Source organism: Streptomyces sp. NPDC058691 (genome assembly GCF_042714775.1).
Lineage (GTDB): Bacteria > Actinomycetota > Actinomycetes > Streptomycetales > Streptomycetaceae > Actinacidiphila.
Genome location: NZ_JBHXSO010000049.1, coordinates 1 through 19156 on the forward strand (window position 1 = coordinate 1; position 19156 = coordinate 19156).

General features: G+C 69.4%; 20 protein-coding genes and 1 pseudogene. 13 read left to right on the plus strand and 8 right to left on the minus strand.

Features of this window, described 5'->3' with window-relative positions; translation table 11 throughout:
- Positions 1 to 45: 45 nt before the first annotated feature.
- Entirely contained in the window at positions 46 to 1662 is a 1617-nt protein-coding gene (locus ACFWVC_RS28965; RefSeq protein WP_384293211.1) for a purple acid phosphatase family protein, read from the minus strand.
- Between the two features lie 311 nt (positions 1663 to 1973).
- Between ACFWVC_RS28965 and ACFWVC_RS28970 the strand changes: the two are divergent.
- The 4 genes and pseudogenes from ACFWVC_RS28970 to ACFWVC_RS28985 all read left to right on the plus strand — a co-directional run.
- Positions 1974 to 2156: pseudogene (locus ACFWVC_RS28970) on the plus strand (site-specific integrase); the annotation flags it as partial.
- 289 nt (positions 2157 to 2445) lie between these two features.
- On the plus strand, positions 2446 to 2835 hold the full coding sequence (locus ACFWVC_RS28975) for a hypothetical protein (protein WP_384293215.1): 390 nt from the start codon (positions 2446 to 2448) through the stop codon (positions 2833 to 2835).
- A 213-nt stretch (positions 2836 to 3048) separates the two neighbouring features.
- Positions 3049 to 3864, plus strand: a complete 816-nt coding sequence (locus tag ACFWVC_RS28980; protein WP_384293219.1) for a hypothetical protein — start codon at positions 3049 to 3051, stop codon at positions 3862 to 3864.
- A 307-nt stretch (positions 3865 to 4171) separates the two neighbouring features.
- Positions 4172 to 4483 carry a hypothetical protein gene (locus ACFWVC_RS28985; protein WP_384293225.1) on the plus strand — a complete coding sequence of 104 codons (312 nt, stop codon included), beginning with the start codon at positions 4172 to 4174 and terminating at the stop codon, positions 4481 to 4483.
- A 145-nt stretch (positions 4484 to 4628) separates the two neighbouring features.
- Here the strand turns inward: ACFWVC_RS28985 and ACFWVC_RS28990 are convergent, their stop codons facing one another.
- On the minus strand, positions 4629 to 4958 hold the full coding sequence (locus ACFWVC_RS28990; protein ID WP_384293228.1) for a hypothetical protein: 330 nt from the start codon (positions 4956 to 4958) through the stop codon (positions 4629 to 4631).
- 377 nt (positions 4959 to 5335) lie between these two features.
- Here ACFWVC_RS28990 and ACFWVC_RS28995 point away from each other — a divergent pair, with 377 nt between their 5' ends.
- On the plus strand, positions 5336 to 6034 hold the full coding sequence (locus ACFWVC_RS28995) for an SDR family NAD(P)-dependent oxidoreductase (RefSeq protein WP_384293232.1): 699 nt from the start codon (positions 5336 to 5338) through the stop codon (positions 6032 to 6034).
- 34 nt (positions 6035 to 6068) lie between these two features.
- Here the strand turns inward: ACFWVC_RS28995 and ACFWVC_RS29000 are convergent, their stop codons facing one another.
- Positions 6069 to 6590 carry an ATP-binding protein gene (locus tag ACFWVC_RS29000; protein ID WP_384293235.1) on the minus strand — a complete coding sequence of 174 codons (522 nt, stop codon included), beginning with the start codon at positions 6588 to 6590 and terminating at the stop codon, positions 6069 to 6071.
- A gap of 154 nt (positions 6591 to 6744) precedes the next feature.
- Here ACFWVC_RS29000 and ACFWVC_RS29005 point away from each other — a divergent pair, with 154 nt between their 5' ends.
- The 3 genes from ACFWVC_RS29005 (at position 6745) to ACFWVC_RS29015 (ending at position 9188) form a co-directional block, all read left to right on the plus strand.
- Positions 6745 to 7629 (plus strand): hypothetical protein, encoded by an 885-nt coding sequence (locus tag ACFWVC_RS29005; RefSeq protein WP_384293240.1) that lies wholly within the window; start codon positions 6745 to 6747, stop codon positions 7627 to 7629.
- Between the two features lie 204 nt (positions 7630 to 7833).
- A complete protein-coding gene (locus ACFWVC_RS29010) occupies positions 7834 to 8190 on the plus strand; it encodes a DoxX family protein (RefSeq protein ID WP_384293244.1) in 357 nt (118 codons plus the stop codon).
- Between the two features lie 89 nt (positions 8191 to 8279).
- Complete coding sequence (locus ACFWVC_RS29015) at positions 8280 to 9188, plus strand: NAD-dependent protein deacetylase (RefSeq protein ID WP_384293249.1); 909 nt, start codon at positions 8280 to 8282, stop codon at positions 9186 to 9188.
- Positions 9189 to 9278: 90 nt separating this feature from the next.
- Here the strand turns inward: ACFWVC_RS29015 and ACFWVC_RS29020 are convergent, their stop codons facing one another.
- Positions 9279 to 9671 carry a MerR family transcriptional regulator gene (locus ACFWVC_RS29020; protein ID WP_384293254.1) on the minus strand — a complete coding sequence of 131 codons (393 nt, stop codon included), beginning with the start codon at positions 9669 to 9671 and terminating at the stop codon, positions 9279 to 9281.
- A 148-nt stretch (positions 9672 to 9819) separates the two neighbouring features.
- Here ACFWVC_RS29020 and ACFWVC_RS29025 point away from each other — a divergent pair, with 148 nt between their 5' ends.
- Complete coding sequence (locus ACFWVC_RS29025) at positions 9820 to 10776, plus strand: oxidoreductase (RefSeq protein ID WP_384293258.1); 957 nt, start codon at positions 9820 to 9822, stop codon at positions 10774 to 10776.
- A 102-nt stretch (positions 10777 to 10878) separates the two neighbouring features.
- Here ACFWVC_RS29025 and ACFWVC_RS29030 read toward each other — a convergent pair whose 3' ends face one another.
- Positions 10879 to 11478, minus strand: a complete 600-nt coding sequence (locus ACFWVC_RS29030; protein ID WP_384293263.1) for a hypothetical protein — start codon at positions 11476 to 11478, stop codon at positions 10879 to 10881.
- 330 nt (positions 11479 to 11808) lie between these two features.
- A complete protein-coding gene (locus ACFWVC_RS29035; RefSeq protein WP_384293267.1) occupies positions 11809 to 13305 on the minus strand; it encodes an IMP dehydrogenase in 1497 nt (498 codons plus the stop codon).
- Positions 13306 to 13588: 283 nt separating this feature from the next.
- On the opposite strand from ACFWVC_RS29035, the gene ACFWVC_RS29040 reads away from it, so the two are divergent.
- The 4 genes from ACFWVC_RS29040 (at position 13589) to ACFWVC_RS29055 (ending at position 17088) form a co-directional block, all read left to right on the plus strand.
- Positions 13589 to 13762, plus strand: a complete 174-nt coding sequence (locus ACFWVC_RS29040) for a hypothetical protein (RefSeq protein ID WP_384293272.1) — start codon at positions 13589 to 13591, stop codon at positions 13760 to 13762.
- 89 nt (positions 13763 to 13851) lie between these two features.
- Entirely contained in the window at positions 13852 to 15234 is a 1383-nt protein-coding gene (locus tag ACFWVC_RS29045) for an NADP-dependent succinic semialdehyde dehydrogenase (RefSeq protein ID WP_384293277.1), read from the plus strand.
- 87 nt (positions 15235 to 15321) lie between these two features.
- Positions 15322 to 16230, plus strand: coding sequence for an NAD(P)-dependent oxidoreductase (locus tag ACFWVC_RS29050; protein WP_384293281.1), 909 nt, complete (start codon positions 15322 to 15324; stop codon positions 16228 to 16230).
- A 60-nt stretch (positions 16231 to 16290) separates the two neighbouring features.
- The gene (locus ACFWVC_RS29055; protein WP_384293284.1) at positions 16291 to 17088 is read left to right on the plus strand and encodes a maleylpyruvate isomerase family mycothiol-dependent enzyme; all 798 of its coding nucleotides are present in this window, start codon (positions 16291 to 16293) and stop codon (positions 17086 to 17088) included.
- A gap of 62 nt (positions 17089 to 17150) precedes the next feature.
- Here ACFWVC_RS29055 and ACFWVC_RS29060 read toward each other — a convergent pair whose 3' ends face one another.
- Complete coding sequence (locus tag ACFWVC_RS29060; RefSeq protein ID WP_384293289.1) at positions 17151 to 17828, minus strand: response regulator; 678 nt, start codon at positions 17826 to 17828, stop codon at positions 17151 to 17153.
- Positions 17825 to 19150 carry a sensor histidine kinase gene (locus ACFWVC_RS29065; RefSeq protein WP_384293292.1) on the minus strand — a complete coding sequence of 442 codons (1326 nt, stop codon included), beginning with the start codon at positions 19148 to 19150 and terminating at the stop codon, positions 17825 to 17827. Before ACFWVC_RS29065 ends, ACFWVC_RS29060 begins: the two co-directional genes overlap by 4 nt.
- Between the last annotated feature and the right edge of the window lie 6 nt (positions 19151 to 19156).

The following is a 19156-nucleotide window of genomic DNA, read 5'->3' on the forward strand; positions in this document are numbered from 1 at the left end:
GTCCCGGCCCAGGCGTTGCCGACTACTGCCGCTAGGCGCGGTGGGTCAGTGGTGGCCGTGGCCACCGTCACTGCGACGGCGCTGGAGCGTGAACTTCTCGAAGACCGACAGCTCACCTGTAGGCGTGATGATGTTGTAGTAGGTGACGTGGATGCGGGTCATGTCACCGGGGCGACGGCCCGGGTCGACGGCGAACTCGGCGAAGCCGTACGGATGCTCCGCGTCACGGACGCCGATCCAGACCGCCGTCTCCTGCTCCTTGACCGAGTTGAACTTGCCGACGTGCTCCGTCTGGACGTATGCCGAGTGATGCCCGTGACCGTCGGCGTCGTCGGTGGTGAAGCTGTTGTTGGTGATGCCGGACACGCCGCCACCGCCGAGGACCATGTGCGTGGTGCCGTGCTCGCTCTCGATCACGTCGAGTGCGGTCTGACTCGGGTTGGGCGTGAGGGTGACGCTGCCGGGGACGACGCCGCGCACCGCCAACGAGCGCTCGTAGTCGTGCTCGTGGCCACAGACCACCAGGTCGACGCCGTACTTGTCGAACAGCGGGCCGTACGCCGCGCGCAGCGCGAGATCGGCGCCGTTCGCGGCGGTCGCCGAGCTGATCATCACCTGGTGCATGCAGATGACGATCCAGTCGATGTCCTTCGAAGCCCGTGCCGACTTGAGCTCCTTCTCCAGCCAGGCGAGCTGCCGACCGCCGGAGTAGCCCTTGATGTAGATGTCGCCGCCCTCCTGCAGGGCGATCTCGTCGTTCTGCAGGGTGATCACCTTCACCGAGCCGACGGTGAAGGAGTACCAGAGGTTGTCGAGTTCGGGCTGGGTCTCGGTCGAGGGCAGCTCGAAGTAGGTCTGGTACGCGTCGAGACCGAGCTTGCCGTTGCCCAGCTCGATCTCGTGGTTGCCCGCGGCCGGCATCCACGGACGGAATCGCGCCGAGCGGCTGTTGTTGGTGAGGAAGTCGCGCCAGACGCGGACGCGGTCGGGCCCGGTGTTGGCGTAGCAGAGGTCACCGTTGAGGAGGTGGAACAGCGGGCCGACCTTCTCGATGCCGGTGACGATGTCGGCAGCGGCGGGCGTGGCGTTGGGTTCGAAGTCCCGGCCCGAGGCGTCGGCCGGGTTCGCTCCGGTCTTCCACGTCACACTGGGCGCACCCTGGTCGCCGAAGCTGGTGAAGGTGAACGGAGCTCTGCCGGACGGCGCCGTGTGGAAGGTGCCGGCGTCGGGGGTGGCGCCGTCGTGCTGGGCCGCGTACAGGTAGTCGGTGTCGGCCTTGAGCTTGCTGATCAGCGCGTGATGGACCCAGACGGTCCGCCCGGAGGTACCGTCCACGTAGGTCTTCGTCTTCGCGTGCGCTGTGGAGCCGAAGCCGCCACTCAGCGTGCCGTAGACGACCCGCGGGTTCTTGACGGCCGCGTCGGTGACCCACGAGACGACCATCTGGCTGCGGGGGTCGGCACCGAAGGTCAGGTGCAGGCCCTGGACAGGGGTGGTGGCCGAGCCGGTGGTGAGACCGGTGACCTCCGACGTCGCCGGAACCGCCTCGGCGGTTCCGGCGCCGAGGACCAGTGGCCCGGCGGCGGCGCCGGACACTGTCGCGCCGAACAGGCCGAGCGCGTTGCGACGAGAGATTCGAGTTTGCTTGGATTCTTCGGACATTCCGGAGGCCTTTCACGTCTTCGGGTGCAGTCGAACACCGACCGGACAGCAGCGGTTCGAACCTGACGGCGGACTGCGGCAGGCCAGTGGTGCGCAACACTCACGGACGCTAGGAAGAACGTGACAACGGCGCGTCGGGACGGGCATGAACGCCAGATGCCAGTCTCCGCAACGGACGGCAACTCCCAACGGCCTGGCTCCTGCAGGCGTCCGGCAGCGCGGCCGGCCCCGCCCATCACGTTCACCCGACGATCCGGGCGCCATCGGCGAGGCAGCGCGGCGCGGGCATGTACCGACGAACGCCGGGGCAGCGGATGCGCCAGGCGGCCATGCGGGAGCGGGCGGGGGAGCGGTGCATGGAGACCGATTACGCCTTCACCACTCGCACGGGGCGGCCCGTCGAGCCGCGCAATCTGTACCGCTCGTTCATGCGCGTCGCCGGCAGTGCCGGTCTTCGCGTGATCCGGTTGCACGACGCCCGGCACGGCTGCGCGCTGGTGGGCGTGGACGTTTTCGAACCGCCGACATCCGCCTTGTAAGCCTGGTGGTCAGGGTCGTCGAGGTTACGCAGGTCGAGTCAGGTCTGAAGGGTCCCCAGCACAGCGAGGCATCTCGACCGTGGCGAGCCGTCGTTGCCCGTGGCTGACCGCTCGATGTGGCACGGTTGTGGCACGCGTGGGCGCTGTCGACACCCGGCCCCAGGCCTGTGAGGGTGGTACCTCAGCCCTGGAAGGCCTCCGAAGACCTTGTGGTGTCGGCTGGGGCAGCGAGAAGGGAGTCGCGTTGGTACGGCATCTCACCCCTACGTTCGCGCTGGGGGCGTTGTGTCGCGGCAAGGAGATCGAGCAGTTCCTCGGCCCGGTGGAGCGGGGCGGCCGGCGTGGCGTTCGTTGGATCACTCTCAGCCCTGGCCGTGCCGGCGTCGGGGTCTACCTGAACGAGGTGGAGGACATCCCCTCCGAGACCTTTCGTGACATCACCTACCAGCTACCGCTCGACCCGGACGACGAGACATGGGGCAAGGAGATCACCACCGTGGCGACTCCGGAGGAAGCCATCAGCCTGGCCGAGCGGGAGTTCGGCGCGACCGCTGACCGCTGGGTCAATCAGGCTTTCGTCAGCGACGAGTACTACGACTACGTCACCTCCGGCCGTCCGGATCGGACGGACTGACACGTGCCTTGTAAGTTCGGGCCAAAGCCCAGTCGACCTGCCGGAAGGTGTCTACACGGGCGGCCTCTATTCGGTCTCCGGCTGTCTGGCTCCGCAGTCGTCTCCCCGCTGTAAGGCCGGACCGGCCCAGCGGCGACATGCGGCGGACGGGTCGGCAACCGCCCCGAGTAAAACCGATGGCACCGAAAGCGTTCCGGCGACAAGACTGCCCCGGTGAACACCCTGCCGCCGGTGCCCGGCCCGCTCTCTACGCCCCTGCCGGACCCACGTGGCCGCGACATCGTTCTGGACTACGGTGGCATGGACGCTCTGGTAGCGGACCTGGTTTTGCCGCGCGGAGCGTCGATGTATGTCATGAGCGCGATGGAAACCTCCCGCGAGCTCATCCGGCACTCCTACTACCGGTTCGAGTTCGCCACCGTGGCCGTCACGCACTCCCTGTTCGCCCTGGAGCACGTCCTCGCCGAGCGTCTAGGCTCGAACGACCCGCTCCACGCCCTGATCCAGCGGGCCACCGACGCAGGGCTCATCACGGCCGGACTCGCTGCCGAACTCGACCGCAGCCGCCTACTGCGCGACCGGCTCACGCAGGGCGCCGTGTCAAGTGCCGCCCTCAGACAGGCCCAAGCGGTCGCAATGGTGCGTGCCGTCTTCGATGCCGTCGCCCTGCTCCTTCGCCCACCGTCCGCAGCAGAGGCGACAGCCACCCCGGTGGGCGGAGCACAGCCCATTGGCGGACTCGCGCAGCTGTGGAAGGACCACCTACGCGCCCTGTTCCCCGACGGCTTCCGCGGCGTGGACTTCGACGGTGTGGACCTGGTCCTCCTGGATGCCGACGTCGCCGGCCTCGTGCATGGAGAACTGAACGGCGGACTTGACGACAGGGGCATTGCCTCCCTCTGGGGCTTCATCGCCGACCTGGACAAGATCGTGCCCCTGATCAACGAGGAGTACTGCGCCTCCTATTTCACGAAACTTCGGACGATGGCACAGGTCGCAGCATCGCGCTACAACCCGACTGCGATCTGACTGCCGGGGTTGAAACAGACTCGCGAGGCGGGTACGTCGCTTGCGGGACGCCACAGGTCCGGATGTCAAAGACCCCCAGCCATGACCGGCCGGGGGTCTCCTCACTGGTGGGCGTGGACGTTTTCGAACCGCCGACATCTGCCTTGTAAGTTCGGGCCAATCCCCAGTCGACCTGCCGGGAGACCTCGCGACAGGCGGCCCTTGTCCTGCCTTCGGCTGCCGCGTTCCGCCGCTGTCCCTCGGCGTTGATGTCACTCGTGGATGTCAGGATGACGCAACCGTATGCGCTCGTTGGCACAATGGTCTCGTGGTCAACCCGGAGCGCATCGTTGAGATCGTCGCGTACTACCGAGCACTCGAAGAGAGTGCCGCTCTGCGGTACCACTTCCGCCACGCTGACGGAGAAGGCGGCCTTTGGTACATCGAGGCTGTACCCGATCGCGATGAGTTGATCGTCATCAAGCAAGCCGAGCTGACTCAGGCCGGCCGACTTCACCGCTACAGCTGGGAATTACTGGAGGACGAGCACGGCGGCCTGACAGATCAAGCGATCGATCCTGAGGTGGATCCGCTGGAGCCCATCTCGCCCGAGGAGTTCCAGCGGGTGTGGAACTCGTGAGCGCGCGGGACAACCACCTTGGAAGCGAGGTGGGGCGGTTCTGGGCCTGACCTGGGGTTCCTTGTCCTGGGCGGAGTCTGGCATCGCGCACCCTTGCGCACCCTGATTCCCCGTGAGACCCCGCCCGATCTGGTACGGCGTGCTCTCACTCGTGGGCGACCGCCACCAGGGCACGGATCAGGGTGAGGACGAAGAAGGCGAGCTGGGCCAGGATGACGAGCGCGACTACACACCCCGCCAGTCTGTTCGCCTGGCTGCGCTGCCTGGCATCCTCCTGCATCCAGGCGACGCAGATCTGGCAGGCCCATCCCGCGCCGCTGCACCACGGACAGACGTCGACTCCGCTGCGGTCACAGCGTGGGCAGTCCCAGGTGGACTCGGAGCCGTTGCCGTCGGAGGTGGTGTACGTTCCCGAACCGCCGCACTCCCCGCAGGCCGAGTGGCCGGAACCGCCGCAGCCCGTGCAGATCCCCACAACGTGCCTGTGCCATCGGCTACTCACGGAGCGTCCCCCGGCCCTCGGCAATCCCCCGGTGACTGGTCTCTGCCCTCGGTGCCCCGCCTTCAGACAGGACACGGGCCACCTGGTGGGGCTGGACTCCGCTGACCGGTCGGCCCACCGGCGCCGTCGGCACCTCTGCGATTCCGATAGGTGAACGTGACAACAGGCGTGCCGTGGTGGAGAGTTGCTGCGGTCGGCGGCCGGTGTGATCGCCGGTCAGGAAGACCGGCCGACGTACGACCGGGGGTCACGGTGCCGTGGAGCCGGGCTCCAGGGTGGGCCCCTCCGGCGGCGGCGAACCGGCCGGCCGATGGAACGAACAGCGTGTCGCACACCCGAAGGAAGCGGAAATGAGCACGGTCCTCATCGTAGGAGCCACACAGGGCACGGGGCGGGCACTGGCCGCGGAGTACGCGCGGCGAGGTGCTGACGTCGTCATCACCGGACGCACCCAGGAGCGCGCCACGTCGGCGGCAGAGGAACTGGTGGGGGAGACGGGAGGGACGGTCAGGGGGCTGGCGCTGGACCTGAGCCGTCCGGCGGAGATCGCCGCCGCGCTCGAGACGGTGCGGCACGTGGACCGGGTGGTCCTCGTCGGGATGGTCCGCGACATGAACACCACCGGCGCCTATGACGTGGTCAAGGCGACGACCCTGGCCACGACGAAGATCGTCGGTTACACGGCCGTGGTCGCCTGCCTGCGTCCCCGGATGTCCGCGGACGCCTCGGTGCTGCTGTTCGGTGGAATGGCCAAGGACTTCCCGTATCCGGGCTCGACGACACTCACCGCGGTCAATGCCGCCGTCCAGGGGCTGGTGCGCACGCTGAGCGTGGAACTGGCGCCGGTGCGGGTGAACTCGCTGCACCCGTCGGCCATCGTCGACAGCCCCTTCGTGGTGGACAACCAGCAACTCCAGGACATGGCCCTGAAGATGACGCTCGCCGGACGTCTCGCCACCATGGACGACATCGTGGACGGTTGCCTGTTCCTGCTTGAGAACCCGATAGCCAACGGCATCGACCTCAAGTTGAACGGCGGTATCGCCTGACGCCGACGCTGGACGCACGACGTGGCGGGTCGCCTCAGCTCTTGACGGCCTCTGCGATCCGCAGAGCGGCCTGCGCGGGCGTGAGGTGCGTGGTGTCGACGACCTCGGCCGCGTCGTGCAGCCATGTGCGTGCCGCCTCGGCGTAGGGCTCGAGGTATCTGAGACGGAACGGGGAGGGGCCGAGGAGCGTGTCCCCTTCGATGCGCCCGCGAAGCGTGTCCTGGTCGGCGTGCAGTACGAAGTGTCGTACCGGGATGGCGTGGTGGGCGAGGCCCGTGCTGATCTCGCGCCAGTACCGCTCGACCAGGACGGTCATGGGCACCACCAGAGTGCCGCCGGTGTAGTCGAGCACACGGCGGGCGGTCTCGACGACGAGCGGCCGCCACGGCGGCCAGTGCTGGAAGTTGTCCGTCTCGGGCAGCCCCGGCGCGATGTCCATGAGCGTCTCGCCGACCTTCTCGGCGTCGAACACCCGTGAATCCGGGATCAGTGGCTGCACGAGTGCACTGGTCGTCGTCTTGCCTGCGCCGTGGGTGCCGTTGAGCCATACGATCATGGGCCCTCACGGTAGCGCTGTGCGGGTCGGGGCGAGGTCCGGCAGCGCCTCGTGCTCCCGTGAGCGGAGCCGCGCATTGGCGCGCCCAGCGGGTGTTGTATCGTGCACAGCCGCTGATCTTGTAAAACACTTTGCCTTCCGAGGGGAACTTTTCATGAACATTCGCCGCCTCATAGCGACCACCGTCGCCGCCGGCACACTCACCTTCGGTCTCGCGGCCTGTGGTGACGCCGCGAAGGAGGTGTCGAACGCCGGGCCGGCCGGGAGTTCCGGCAAGCCGGCGGAGAAGGAGGTCTCCCCGCTCGTGGCGGTGCAGAACGCCACGAAGGCCGTGCAGCAGCAGGCGTCCGCGAAGGTCGCCGTCGACTCCGTCGACCCGGGCGAGGGCAACACCAAGGCCGACGGCACCCTGAGCTGGAAGCAGGGCTCCGAGGCCGCCGAGCTGAGCATGGCGCCCGGTTCCGACGCCGACCTGCAGGACATGGCCGGCTCGGACGGCAAGGTGCACATGACGATGGCGGACGGCAACGTGTACCTCCCGCTCGAGGGGGAGATGGCCGCGGCCGCCAACGGCAAGAAGTGGCTGAAGTTCGACGGCTCCGCCGAGGAGGACAACCCGGCGAACGACCTGCCGCACGGCCCGGCCACGGCCCTTGCCGCGCTGTCCACCGCCGCGGACCTCGCCGAGAGCGGTGAGGAGCAGGTCGCCGGTGCCAAGGCCGACCACTACACGGGCACCGTGGACATCAAGAAGTTCGCCGCGGACACCGCCGTCCTGAAGCTCATCTCCAAGGACGAACGCGACGCCTACGTCAAGGAACTGAGCTCCACCGGCCTCAAGGACACCGTCAAGATCGAGGCGTGGATCGGCGCCGACAACCTCGCCGTCAAGACCGTGGAGTCCGGTACGACGGCCAAGGGCCCGTCCAAGGTCGCGATCACGTACTCCGGCTACGGCCGGACCGCGGTCATCAAGGCGCCCCCGGCCAAGGACGTCACCACGGTCGCCGAGATGCTGAAGAACGCTGCCCAGGGCTGATCCCCCTGCCACTGGTGGGTGCGTGGCCGGCCGCACCCACCGATGCGGGAGTCCCCGGCAGAGTCGGGCCGCGCGACGGTCGAAACCATTGTCGCGCCCGGGTTCCGGCCGATAGACAGACCCAGTCGTTGGTTGTCATCCGGGAGATCGGCATCCCACGACGGAGTGCCCAGCACCACGATTCCCCACAGAGACGGAGAAATCGTGTTCGCCGCCTACGTCACGGTCACCATCCTCGGCGCGGTCTTCAACGGTGCCGCGGCCGTCACCTACCTGATCGGCCACGAATACCCGAAAACCCAGGCCGACATGAAGGGCGTGCCCCGGAAGTGGGTGCCGGTGCTGGGCATGCTGCTGGCAGCGGGCGCCGTGGGGCTGGCGGCCGGGCTCGCCGTGCCGCTCCTGGGAACCCTCGCCGCCTCCGGCCTCCTGCTGTACTTCATCGGCGCGATCATCGCCCACCTGCGGGTGGGTTCCCGCGACATCGTGGGCGGGATCGTGTTCCTCTCCCTCGCGGCGGCCGCCCTGGCTCTGGGCTTGGTCCACCACGGCCCCTGGTGACCCGTGGGGCCCCGTGGCGTCCTGGTCCGCGGGGTGCTCTCGCGCAGGGGAAAAACGACTGGGCGCAGCCGGTTACGTACCCTGGCGGCATGCGTATGCGCCCCACTCTGAGCTGGACCCCCACCGAGGACCTGCCGCCCGCCACCACGGATCTGGAGCCGGTTGCCGATGCGCTGGGCGCCGGCGGTGTGCTGGTGCTCAGCGGGGCGGGCATCTCCACGGAGTCGGGCATCCCCGACTACCGGGGCGAGGGCGGCAGCCTGAGCCGGCACACCCCGATGACCTACCAGGATTTCACCGCCGACGCCCAGGCCCGGCGCCGCTACTGGGCGCGCAGCCACCTCGGCTGGCGCAGCTTCGGCCGCGCCCATCCCAACGCCGGGCACCGGGCCGTGGCCGCGTTCGGGCGGCGCGGCCTCCTGTCAGGAGTGATCACCCAGAACGTCGACGGCCTGCACCAGGCCGCTGGCAGCGAGGGCGTCGTCGAACTGCACGGAAGCCTGGCCCGGGTCGTCTGCCTTTCCTGCGGCGCCTTCAGCCCGCGGCGCGAACTCGCCCGCCGCCTGGAGGAGGCCAATGCGGGCTTCGAGCCGGTGGCCGCGGGAATCAATCCGGACGGCGACGCCGACCTCACCGATGAACAGGTCGGGGACTTCCACGTGGTGCCCTGCACGATCTGCGGCGGCGTCCTCAAGCCGGACGTGGTGTTCTTCGGCGAAGCCGTCCCGCCCGCCCGGGTCGAGCACTGCCGCAAGCTGGTGAGCGAGGCCACGTCGCTGCTGGTCCTCGGTTCCTCACTGACGGTGATGTCCGGACTCCGGTTCGTCCGCCTCGCGGCCCAGACCGGGAAGCCGGTGCTGATCGTCAACCGGGACCCGACCCGGGGCGACCGGCACGCCCTCACCCGCGTCGCACTCCCGCTGGGAACGGCTCTCACCACCGTGGCCGGCCGCCTGGACATCCCCGTCGACGGCCAGGTGTCCGAGGTGAGCGGGTGACGGCGACGGCGAGGGTGCCAGTGCCGGTGGGGATGACGGGGGTCCTTCTCGCCGACCTGCCGTGCGGATGCGGCGTGCGGCGCCCGGGACTCAGCCGGCGGCGGTAGCCGCGGCGGCCGTGGCGTCCTCGCAGGCGCGCAGGTAGGTCTCGATCGCGCTCCGGTTGCGTTGCAGCACGTCGATGCGGCGTTCGATGCTGCTGAGCTGGCGTCGCAGTCCGTCCAGATCCTTGCCCGCCGGGCACACCGGGGGCTGCGCTTCTTCCTTCGCGGCGTCGAGGCAGGGCAGGACCTCGCGGATCATCTCCGTCGTCAGGCCGGCTTCGAGGAGTTCGCGAATCTGCAGTACCCGGTCGATGGCGGGCTCGCCGTAGCTGCGGTATCCGTTGCTGCTCCGGAACGGGTGCAGGATGCCGACCTCTTCGTAGTAGCGAAGCAGCCGCGGCGCGACCCCGGTCTTCGCGGCCAGGTCTCCGATCTTCACATCGTTCTCCTGAAATGTGCGTCCCTGGGCGGTCTCGCCGCCGGCTCCTTGACCTTGACATTAATGGAAAGGTTTAGCTTTTTCCACGGCCCCCGACCTGCCGGGACGGGTTGTTCAAGGGCGCTCGACAGGAAGGTGGGAGCAGAAAATGACGACGGACTCCTGGGCGATGGAAGGCGAGCCGGGCGGTGCCGGATGGACCGCGGACCGAATGGCCGGGCAGAAGGGCCGGACCTTCGTCGTGACGGGCGCGACCAGCGGGCTCGGCCTGGTGACGGCGCGCGAGCTCGTGGCGCACGGCGGCCGGGTACTGCTCGCGGTGCGCGACGCGGCACGAGGGGAAGCGGTGGCGTCCTCGTTGCGCGAGGGGTATTCGGGGGCCGAGGTGGAGGTGCGGCAGGTCGATCTGCTGGATGTGGACTCGGTCCGCCGGGCGGCGGCGGAGATCGGCGAGGAGGACCGCGTCGACGTGCTGGTCAACAACGCGGGCATCTCGATGGTCGAGCACTCCGTGACCGCGCAGGGCGCCGAGCGTCATCTCGCCGCGAATCACCTCGGCCACTTCGCGCTCACGGCGTTGCTGGAACCGGCACTGCGCCGTTCGCCGGCGCCGCGGGTGGTCACCGTGACGTCGTACATGCACGAGAAGGGCGAACTCGACCTGGACGATGTCGCGTGGTCGCGGAAGTACACGCCGCTCGCCGCCTACTCGGCATCGAAGCTGGCCAACGCCGTCTTCGGTGTGGAGCTCGCCCGGCGCGAGCAGTCGTCACCGTCGCCGATCACCAGCGTTCTCGCGCATCCGGGCTACAGCAACACGCCGATGCAGAGCAAGGGCACCGGGTTCACGGGGATCGTCATGCGCGTCTCCGGCAGGCTCTTCGCGCAGAGCCCGCAGATGGGGGCCCTGCCCCAGCTCTTCGCGGCGACGGAGCCCGGTCTCGCCGGCGGCTCCTACGTCGGACCGGGCGGCCGTGGTGGACGATCCGGACATCCCGCACTCGTTCAGCTGTCGGCGGCAGCCCGGGATCCGGAACTCGGGCGTCATCTGTGGGACCGCTCGCAGCAGTTGACCGGCGTCAGCTGGCACACCGCCGACGCCTGACCGTGGCGCCGCGGTGAGGCGCGCGACGCCGGCGCCACGGGCCGCCTCCGGCCTGGAGGGGGCCCGTGGCGCCGGCGTGCCCTCATCCGGGCTGCTGTCAGCTCAGATCGTCGGTGTCTCGTCGATGGTCTCCTGGTGCGGTTCGAGGATGAACCTCCAGCCGGCGCTGGGCTCCATGAACCGCACTCGGGTGGGGTATATGTCCAGGGCGCGGCGGTCGCGGTTTTGGCTGCCCGTGCTCTTCCGCCCGCGGGCCGGCTCCTCGAACAGGTCGATCTTGACGTCCGGGACCGCCACGACTTCCTCGTTCCAGCGCTGGACGATTCCCGCGCCGAACGCTTCCCTTGCGGAGTTGTAGAGCGAGTCCAGAGATTCCGTGGTCCCGTCCGGCACGAAGAGGGCGAGGTTCAGGAGGACGCCGGCGCTCCGGAGAACCTCGATTTCCTCGCCCGCCTCGTCGGCAACCCATATCCCGCGTTCTTCGGCATTGTCCGGAAGAACGTGAATCTCCGTGCCGAAGATCGTCCTTGCGGTGAAGGATCCTCCCTCGAAACTCTTGCCCGGCTTCGTAAGGAGGGCCGGGGCGTAGCAGTCGAGACTGAGGTCGTCCATCTCCGCCGAGACGAATATCTCGTTCTGGAGGCCGAGTTCTGAGACTTCCTCGGTCGTAAGACGTCGGGCCTTGACCTTCTCAGTGTTCACGCTATTCCCCTTCTTCGTATGACCACGGACAGTTCGGCGGGCCGCTGCTCGCGGCCCGGCCACGCCCCACCAGTCGGCCCCGGTGGTGACCCCGGGTCAAGTGGTGCCGGCAGTCGGGCGCGGCGCTTGACGTCGCCGCCCCGGACAAGATCCCAGACACCGGACCCGGGCAGCAAATCCGTGTGTTCGGCGTGGCTGTCCCGGCGCCCGGGATGTCGATAGCGCCGGGGGACGGATATTCACCGCTGCTTTGCACGCGGGATTACGCGGTCATTCCGGCCGTGCGCTATTCCCCCTCCGGCCGGTGACCCCGCGGCCCTTGGCGGCTTGTCAGGCCAGTGCCGGCGGAGTGTCCCGCAGCGTGACGTTGGCGTGGCTCTCCTGGAAGCTCTGGTCCGAGACCAGAGTGAGCCGGGCGGTGGACTGGAACTCCGGCAGGGTGGTGGAGCCGCAGGAGACCATCGTGGTCTTGAGTTTGGCGATGGTCAGCGCGAGCCCTTCGTTGAGGTCTCCGGCATAGGGGACGTAGCCGTCGACGCCTTCTTCGAAGACCAGCCCCTGGCCTCCCTGACCGTAACGCTGCCAATTGCGGGCACGGTTCGAACCCTCACCCCAGTACTCCTTGACGAATCCGTCGCGGGTGGGCAGCTTGGCGCCGGCCGCCTGGTCGAAGCGCGCGAAATACCGCCCCATCATGACGAAGTCGGCTCCCATCGCGAGAGCCAGGGCCACGTGGTAGTCGTGGACGAGCCCGCCGTCGGAGCAGATCGGCACGTACTCGCCGGTGCGCTCGCGGAAGGCGTCCCGGGCCGCGGCGACGTCGAGCACCGCGCTGGCCTGTCCGCGGCCGATGCCCTTCTGGTCGCGGGTGATGCAGATGGAGCCGCCGCCCACGCCGACCTTGACGAAGTCGGCCCCCGCCTCGGCGAGGAAGGTGAACGCCTCGCCGTCGACCACGTTGCCGCCACCGACCGGGATCTCAGGATGGTGCTTCTTCACCCAGGTCAGTGCCTGTGCCTGCCAGTCGCTGTACCCGTCGGAGGAGTCAAAGCACAGCACGTCCGCGCCTGCCTCCACCAGCGCCGGGACACGCTCCCGGTAGTCGTGGGTGTTGACGCCCGCACCGACGCGCAGGCGCTTGGCGGCGTCGACGGCCTGGTTCGGGAAGCGCTTGTTGTCCGTGTAGTCGGACCGGAACACCAGATGCTGGAGGTGACCCTCGGCGTCCAGCACCGGGAGGCAGTCGAGCCGCTCGTCCCACAGCCGGGCGTTGGCCTCGGAGAGCGTGGTGTCGGGCCCGCAATGGGCGAGGTCGGCGATGGCGGTCATCCGGCCGCTGACGGGTCCGTCGAGGTCGTGGCGCTGGGGGTGGAAGTCCCTGGAGGTCACCAGCCCGAGGAGGCGGCCGGCGGCGGTCCCGTCGTGGGTGACCGCGGCGGTGCTGTGGCCGGTGCGTCGCATGACGTCCGCCAGGCGGCCCAGGCTGTCGTCGGGGCGGACGTTCGTGTCGCTGGTGACGAATCCGGCCTTGAAGTTCTTCACCTGCCGTACCGCTGCCGCCTGGTCCTGGACCGGCTGGTTGTGGTGCAGAAAGCTCAGACCGCCGTTGCGTGCGAGCGCGATGGCGAGTTCGGGCGTACTGACGGCTTGCATGATCGCGGAAGTGAACGGGGAGTGCAGCTCGATCGCCGGCGCTTCGCCCGGAAGGTGCCGCACCAGGGGCGTACGCAGGTCGACCGTCGCCGGCGAGCAGTCGGTCCGGGTCCGGTTCGGCAAGAGCAGAAATTCGTTGAACGTCCTCGAGACCTCGGCGATGATCTGTGCCACTCGTTCCTCCTGACCTGTCGGCCGGGGCCCGACTGCCCCGCCCTCAAGATCGCCCCCGTGTCCGGGGCCCGGGCGGGCAGGGGTCGGCGCGGCAGCCGTGGAGGTGCCACACGCTGCGGCAGAGCCCTGACCGGCCCGTGGATCGAACGGGGTGCGGTCTGACCTGGCACCCTATCGATCGCCTCCCCATCCGCGCTCGCACCGGCCCTCCGGCCGCGCGGCCACGGGCGATCCCGGGCGGCGCTTGTACCCCCAGAACGCGGCGGTGCTTGCCGTTCGTTCAATGACGCGCATCACGCTCACGCCGGACGAGCAGGCGCGGATGAAGGCGGCGCTGCCGTTGTGGCAGGCGGTGCAGGCGCGCTTCGAGGCACGTTTCGGGGACGTTGAGGCGGCCCGGCTGCGCGGGGCCCTCGGGGCCGTTCTCGAGACCGGCTTCGAGCCCTGGGCGGAGTAGGGGCGCTCGCCGCTCGTCGCGGGGCCCGCACGGAATTGCAGCAAATAGGTGAATTGCCCGCCTTATGGGGTGGTCATAGGGTTGATTTCATGGCTATCGCAACGACGAATCCTGTGACAGGTGAGGTCCTGGAGAGGTTCGACGAACTCACTGCTGAGCAGCTCGAGGGCAAGATCGCCAGGGCGGCGGCCGCCGCCGCCTCGTACCGGCTGACGAGCGTCGAGGAGCGGGCGGGATGGCTGCAGCACGCAGCCGAACGTCTGGAGAAGGAGATCGAGAGCGTCAGCCGGATGATCACCACGGAGATGGGCAAGACCTTCCGGGCGGCGGAGGAGGAAGTGGTCAAGTGCGTGCACGGGCTGCGCTTTTATGCCATCGAGGGGCCGGCGTTCCTGCGGGACCTGGACGGTGACAGCGCGCGCGTGGGCGCGAAGCAGACGTTCGTGACGTACCAGCCGATCGGCGTGGTGCTCGCGGTGATGCCGTGGAATCTGCCGTTGTGGCAGGCCATGCGTTTTGCCGCGCCTGCCCTGATGGCGGGGAACGTGGGCCTGCTCAAGCATGCCTCGAACGTGCCGCAGTGCGCCCTGTACCTGGAGGAGCTCTTCCATGACGCGGGCTTCCCGGACGACGTCTTCCAGACCCTGCTGATCTCCGCGGGGAGGGTGGAGCAGGTGCTGCGCGACCCGCGGGTGGCCGCCGCGACACTGACGGGCAGCGAACCCGCGGGGCGGTCGGTGGCCGCCATCGCCGGCGACGAGATCAAGAAGGTGGTCCTCGAACTCGGCGGCTCCGACCCCTTCATCGTCATGCCCTCCACGAACCTGGACCGGGCCACCGATGTCGCGGTGAAGGCGCGGTGCCTGAACAACGGGCAGTCCTGCATCAACGGCAAGCGGTTCTTCGTCCACCAGGACATCGCAGACTCCTTCCTCGAGATGTTCGTGGCGAAGATGGGCGCGTTGGTGGTGGGCGACCCCATGGATGAGGGCACCGACGTCGGTCCGCTCGCCACCGAGTCCGGCCGGCGGGACGTGGAGTCCTACGTCGACGACGCCGTCGGCAAGGGCGCGACGGTGCTGCTGGGCGGCGAACGCCCGGACGGACCAGGCTGGTTCTACCAGCCCACCGTGCTGACCGGCATCACGCCGGAGATGAACATGTACCACGAGGAGGTCTTCGGCCCCGTCGCGCAGGTGTGGACCGTGGCCTCCCTGGAGGACGCCCTGCGGGAAGCCAACGGGCACCCCTACGGCCTCGGGTCGAACCTGTGGAGCGAGGACGAGGCCGAACGCGAACTGTTCGTCCGCGACGTGCAGTCGGGCATGGCCTTCATCAACGGCAACACGACCAGCTACCCCGAGATCCCGTTCGGTGGCGTCAAACGCAGCGGCTACGGACGCGAGTTGTCCGACCTCGGCATGAGGGAGTTCATGAACGCCAAGACCGTCTGGATCGGCCGGGACGCCTGAACCCCGCACCGCGCGGCAGCAGGCACCACTGGCATGGCGCGGCGGCCGACGCGACGCGCGTGCCGCCGAGCCCGTGGAGGCGTGACGATGAGCGGAGCGAAGCGGACCCCGTCGTCCGGGCAGGGACGGCCCGTGGTCGCGGTGCTCGGGACGGGCACCATGGGGGAGGCCATGGCACGCAACATCGCGGCGGCGGGACTGGGACTGCGCGCATGGAACCGCAACCGGACCGCCGCCGAACCGCTGGCCGGCGCCGGCGCCGCGGTGTGCGAGACGCCGGCCGAGGCCTGCCGTGGCGCCGACGTCGTACTGACGGCGCTCGCGAACGAGAAGGTGGTCGCCGACGTGATGGACCAGGCCCGCGACGGCCTCGACGAGCACACGGTGTGGGTGCAGACCTGCACGGTCTCCCCGGACGGCGGTCGCCGTCTCGCGGAACAGGCGGCCGCCCTGGACGTGGCCTACGTCGAGGCTCCCGTTCTCGGCACCAAGGAACCAGCCGTGGCCGGCACCCTGACCATCCTGGCCGCGTCCCCCCAGCAGGAGGCACGCGAAGAGGTACGGCCGGTCCTGGAGGCGGTGGGCGCACGCACCGTGTGGCTCGACGAGGTCGGCCAGCCGAGCAGCCTCAAACTCGCCTACAACGCCTGGGTCCTGACCACCGTCGAGGGCATCGCGGAGTCCCTCACCCTCGCCGGCTCCCTGGGGGTGGACCCCCGTCTCGTCATCGACGTCATCGACGACAGCGGGCTCAACAGCCGGTACGTCCAGAGCAAGGGCCCGAAGATGATCGACGACGACCTCGACACCCCCTCCTTTCCTCTCGAAGCGGCGGCCAAGGACGCTCGCCTGATCACCGACACGGCCCGTGCCGCGGGCCTGCGACTGGGCATCGCGGAAGTCGTGCGCGAACGCCTTCGCCTGGCCGCCGACGACGGACTCGGCCGCGCCGACGTCGCCGCGACCTACCGCATGTCCCGCCGGGCCGCGTCCTGACCGGGCCCGGCTGTTCGTTCGCGGGAGCCGAGAGAGGCAGGGGAGACGAGTGGAGGAACGATGACCCGTGCCGGCATCGCCGCCGCGCGTTCGAGCACGGCGCAATTGGCGGAGATCGTCTCCCAGATGGACGACGACCAATGGGAACTGCCCTCCGCGTGCGCCGGCTGGCGCGTCATCGACGTGGTGGCCCACCTCGCGGCCCTCGCCTCCGAGGCGGTGGACCCGCCACCGCCCGACCCCTCATGGCCGAAGAACCGCGAGCGTTACCACGACCTGCGCGTCGACGAGCGCCGTGGCCGGAGCCATGCCGAAGTGCTCGACGAATGGCACCGCAGCACCCCGCGGCAGCTGGACCTCCTGGAAGCGGCCCAGGAACCACCCGTGGCCGACGAGCCCGTCGTGGTACCCGGGCTCGGGACGTATCCGCGCCACCTGCTCGCGAACACCATGGCGTTCAACGTCTTCTGCCACCTGCGCAACGACTTGCTCGCACCGGGCGGCCCCCTCCCCTTCACCCTGCCGGAACCCACCGACGGACTGGTCGCGCCCGCCGTCGACTTCATGCTCGCCGGGCTCCCGCAGATGCAGGGGCCTGAACTCACCGCCACCGTCCACCGGCCCCTGGTACTCGATCTCACCGGGCCGGGGGCCACGACCGTCACCATCACCCCCGCGACCGAGCCGGACGGGCGGCTGACCGTCGCAGCGGGCGCGGACGCCGCCACTCGCATCCACAGCACGGCACTCGGCTTCATCGCGTGGGCCACCACCCGCGAACCGTGGCGCGACCACTGCCGCATCACGGGGGACGCATCCGCCGCGACGCCGTTCCTCGACTGCCTCGACATCATTTAGGGTCGCGTGCTCCGGCAGCGATCAGCTCCGGAGACGACCGTGCGGCCGGAGACCCGCAGGGGTCAGCCAGGCGGGTTCGGACGGGTGAGCCCCAGGTCGTAGGCGAGGATGACGGCCTGGACGCGGTCTCGGGCGCCGATCTTCGCGAGCACCCGGCCGACATGCGTTTTGACGGTCGATTCCGACAGGACCAGGCGTTCGGCGATCTCGCCGTTCGACCATCCCCGGCCGATGGCGACCAGGATTTCCCGTTCGCGCCCGGTCAGGGCGTTCAACCGGGGATCGTCGGCGGCCGTGGCACCGGGCGGGAGGGCCGGGAGGTGGTGGGCGTAGGCGTCGAGCAGGCGGCGGGTCACGGCCGGGGCGACGACCGCGTCCCCTTCCGCCACGGCGCGGATCCCGGCCAGCAGTTCCTCCGGATGGGCGTCCTTGAGCAGGAAGCCGCTGGCCCCGGCGCGCAGCGCGGCATGGGCGTACTCGTCGAGGTCGAAGGTGGTCAGGACGAGGACACGTGAGCGCCCTCCCGAACCGACGATCCGGCGTGTGGCCTCGATGCCGTCCATACCCGGCATCCGGATGTCCATCAGCACGACGTCGGGCCGCAGTTCCGCGGTCAGGCGTACGGCTTCGGTGCCGTGCCCGGCCTCGCCGACCACGTCGGTGCCGGGCCGGCTCTCCAGGAGCATCCGGAATCCGTACCGCTGCAGGGGCTGATCGTCCACGATCAGAACGGTGGTCACGTCAGGCCGTCCGCGGCGTCGAGGTCCTGGGAGAGATCGAGATCCGTCGTCACCGTCCAGCCACCGCCGGGGACGGGGCCTGCCGTGACCGTTCCGCCGTACAGCGCGGCGCGCTCTTTCATGCCCGCGAGCCCGTGTCCAGCTTCCCCCGGTCGTGAGCGTGCGGCCCCGTCCGGGGGCCCGCTGTCCTCGACCCGGACCCGCAGCCAGGTGCCGTCGACTGTCACGGTGACATGCGCCCGGGTGTGAGGGCCGGCGTGCTTGAGGGTGTTGGTGAGCGCCTCCTGAACGATGCGGTACGCCATCAGCTGCACTCCGCGGTCGAGGTGGTCCAGTTCGCCACCTGCCGTGTACACGATCTGTGGTCCGGCTGCGCGGATGCGTGCGCACAGCCCGTCGATGTCGGCGACGCCTGGCTGCGGGTTCAGTTCAGGGCCTTCCTCGGTCGTACGGTCGCGCAGGACGCCGAGCATGCGCCGCAGCTCGCCCAGTGCCTGTCGCCCCGTGTCACCGATCAGCACCAGTGCCTCCCGGCCGCGCTCGGGGGAGGATCCGACCGCGTACGCACCGCCGTCGGCCAGCGTGACGATGACGGAGAGGTTGTGCCCGATGATGTCGTGCATCTCGCGGGCCACCCGGGTGCGTTCGGTCGCGGCGGCAAGCCGGCTGCGCTGATCCCGCTCGATCTCCAGCCGGGCCGCGCGCTCGCGCAGGCCGGCCAGCTGTGCCCGCCGGATGCGCACCGCGATGCCGATGGCGACCGCCGCGGTCGCGGTGCTGAACAGGAAGAACGAGGAGTCCCAGAAGGACACGGCGGAGGACAGCCGCACCGCGACCAGCGACAGGGCTCCGGCCATCGCCGCACAAGCCCAGGCCAGCTGCCGAAGCCGCCCGTGCAACGCCAGGCTGTACAAGGCGACGAGCAGGGCCACGTCCGCCCGCAGCGCCGCGCCGAGGGCCCACTGGAGCACGAATACCGTCATGACCGCGGCGAAAGCGATCGCCGGACGCCTTCGCCGCCACAGCAGGGGCAGCAGCAGACCTGCCTGCAGGAGCAGGGTCGCGAACAGTGGCAACTGGGTGAAGACGATCCGGTGCTCCCGCGGGCCGTCGTTGTCGTGGACCAGTTCCGGGACGCAGAACGCCAGCAGGATGAGAACCACCACCACGGTGTCCAGGACCCACGGGTGATTGCGGTCCGCCTGCCGCACGCGCTGGCTCGCCCTGGACCAGCGCACGAACACCGGGTGCCCGGACAACGGGTCGCCCACCTCGGCCGGTGGCAGGCCGGGGTCGTGGCGGGCGGGGTCCTGATGGCTCACGGATCT